General features: G+C 44.2%; 3 protein-coding genes and 1 pseudogene. All 4 read right to left on the bottom strand.

Going from position 1 to position 2,550, the window contains the following annotated elements; genetic code table 11:
- Positions 1–625: pseudogene (locus GNF10_RS36430) on the bottom strand (hypothetical protein); the annotation flags it as partial.
- 68 nt (positions 626–693) lie between these two features.
- A complete protein-coding gene (locus tag GNF10_RS36425; protein ID WP_185584529.1) occupies positions 694–1,401 on the bottom strand; it encodes a hypothetical protein in 708 nt (235 codons plus the stop codon).
- The gene (locus GNF10_RS36420; protein ID WP_185584531.1) at positions 1,401–1,811 is read right to left on the bottom strand and encodes a hypothetical protein; all 411 of its coding nucleotides are present in this window, start codon (positions 1,809–1,811) and stop codon (positions 1,401–1,403) included. The genes GNF10_RS36425 and GNF10_RS36420 overlap by 1 nt, the downstream gene beginning before the upstream one ends.
- Positions 1,812–2,316: 505 nt before the next feature.
- Positions 2,317–2,550, bottom strand: a 234-nt coding sequence (locus GNF10_RS36415) for a hypothetical protein (RefSeq protein ID WP_185607466.1), incomplete at its 5' end; no start/stop codon positions are given.

Raw genomic sequence — 2,550 nt, 5'->3', positions numbered from 1 at the left:
CCCGGCTGTCAATTGTCACATTCTGTAAATGGAGAGCCATGCTTTCATAAGTGGGTAACTGACGACCCTTGAGCTTGCCAAACCAACCAAACATCCAACGATAAGCATAAAAACGTTTTCCTGGTTCAACTTGGTTCAAATACTGGACAATATTTTCAAACTCAGCATGAAGAAAGGCGTACTCTTGTGCTGATTGTCGTTCTAGGAATTTAACGGTATTAGCAAGATGATCCGCTTGATAATTGCTCCTCGCATCATAATCCCCGGCACGAGCTAGAGCGTCTACAAAGTTGCCACGTACAAAAGGCAAGGGGGCAATTTCTTTAGTGCGGTTGGAGTGTTCGACAACAAACCATAGCCACGCAGCACCGCCAATTAAACCACCAACTAGCGCCAGTGGGTTGACCGCATAACAAACCGCTCCAATCCCAGAAGCCAACAAACCAAGTACACGGGTCATGTCTGCTTCATTCTCAGATGCCCGTGCCATTTCAAATAATCCATCTTTTCTCTCTTGCAGCCATTGGGCAATATTTCCGGCTTCCAAGTGAGACAAGCTAGGATATGATTCGCGTAAATGTTCCGTTTCCTTAGTTGTAATTTTTGGGATATCGTTACTTTGCATAAATGCCTCCCTTGGTAAACGTTGCCGCCCTTTTTTTATAGTTATTAATTTCTTGGGCGGTTTCCGTTCTAATCCTTTGTCAAGCGCCAGATGGCAAACCCAATTTCACCAGCCATCATTGTGCCGATGTTAAACAATATGCAGCCCAAAATCATGAATGGGGCTGTAAATTCAAACGGGTTACGAGCTGCAAAGGTGGTGACAATATCAAACGCCCAAACAGCAATCACAACTAACCCCGCACTAGAGCGATCGCGTATACCTGCGGTTTTGTAGTCCGCCCAGAGTTGGCCTACCAAGTCAATCTTGCCACTAGGCTTGGTTTCAAGCTCATAAACCATGTGGTCTTGAAGTTCCCGCCTAGCTGAATCTGGGTTCTTACCGCGTAGGGCGTGAGCTTCAATTACTTGCACACCTATAGAAATTATGAATGCCAGGTAAAAAAACGGGTTGAACAGTGCAAACGGCACATTTAGCCAATTCCAAGTAGGCTCAAACCAGGCAAAAACAGGCGGGCCTTGAAAGATTAATTGCCAAGTTGAATCAGCACTGATTATGGAACCGCCGATAAATAAAATCCCGCCAACTAATGCACGACCCGCACCACCGTTAGCAACAAACTGATTAACAATCGCGGCAGCAGCCCTAATGGGTAAGCCAACAATCATCACAACGGCCTTGGCACAAAAATCAATGATTTCACCAAGCGATCGCTTCTTATCTTTGGGCTTACTATCGCTGTTGTTAGTACTGTTACTTTCTGCACCATTAGCCATTACTTCCTCCTAGTTTGTTTGATATTTTGAACGCTTTTACAGATTCTTTTGTCTTTGTGCTTCCACTTCCAAATTCCTTCTTCAATTCGTCCAATACACCTGCCCGTCGCATCAAAAACATCAACAATCTCATCATCAAGATATAGGGTTGTGTCTGGTCTGGGATTGCGTTTAGCGCTATCAAAGTAATTGGTAATTCTCAACTTGCGACTTGTGGGCATCACTCCCGCCTCATACAAGGCATCACTGGTTTTAGCCCGTTCTTCTATGCGGGAACGTTCTAATTCTTCTGAGGCTTTTAGCCGTTGAAGCTCTGCATAAGCCCCTAACTTGGGTACTAAGGGGATGATTACAGGCAATATGCAAATGCCAACACCAGCCAAAGCTAAGTACAGTTGTTTCTTATACATGAGACTACTGTGTTATAGCGCGTTCTTACTACAAATTTTTCCCCTGTTTCACACATCTCTTTAATAAGGTGTTTCATGTTTCACGCCCTGAAACACTGATGAAACCGTTGAAACGTTTCATGAAACAGTGCTGTGAAACAGTTGGATGAAACACTACCCTTCATCACGGCTTTCGAGCAAGGAATTGTCTAGTGTTTCATGTTTCACGTTTGATGTTTCATGCTGGGGGAATGCTGTTTCATGCTGTTTCACGCCCTGAAACACTGATGAAACCGTTGAAACAGTTTCGTGAAACAGTGCTGTGAAACAGCTTCGTGAAACAATCCCGCCCATAAAGGCTTTCGAGCAAGGAATTAACTGGTGTTTCATGTTTCACGTTTGATGTTTCACGCGGGGGAATGCTGTTTCACGGTGTTTCACGCCCTGAAACACTGATGAAACCGTTGAAACGTTTCATGAAACAGTTTCGTGAAACAGTTTTAAGAAACACTCGCGCCCATCACTCTTACTTTGATGCCCGTCCCAGAAAAGTCAATCCTGCACCAACAAGTAATCCCAAGGGAATGAACACCCCACTGCCAATTAATCCAGTAGCAACAACGCTACCAACGAGATATGCACTGCCACCTAAAGCGCCAACAACTGAAGTAGCAAACAATCCGGTACTGAGAATATCCATAACTTGATTTTTCCTTTGATGAGTTAATAGTTCTTGAAGTAATCGGATTTCGGCAACAGT

Source organism: Nostoc sp. UCD121, assembly GCF_014222285.1.
Lineage (GTDB): Bacteria > Cyanobacteriota > Cyanobacteriia > Cyanobacteriales > Nostocaceae > Nostoc.
The sequence above is the reverse complement of the archived record's forward strand: the minus strand, read 5'-3'. Positions and strand labels throughout refer to the sequence as shown.

Coding starts and splice junctions, on each gene's coding strand:
- GNF10_RS36425 (WP_185584529.1), bottom strand. CDS start 1,401: ATGGCTAATGGTGCAGAAAGTAACAGTACTAACAACAGCGATAGTAAG.
- GNF10_RS36420 (WP_185584531.1), bottom strand. CDS start 1,811: ATGTATAAGAAACAACTGTACTTAGCTTTGGCTGGTGTTGGCATTTGC.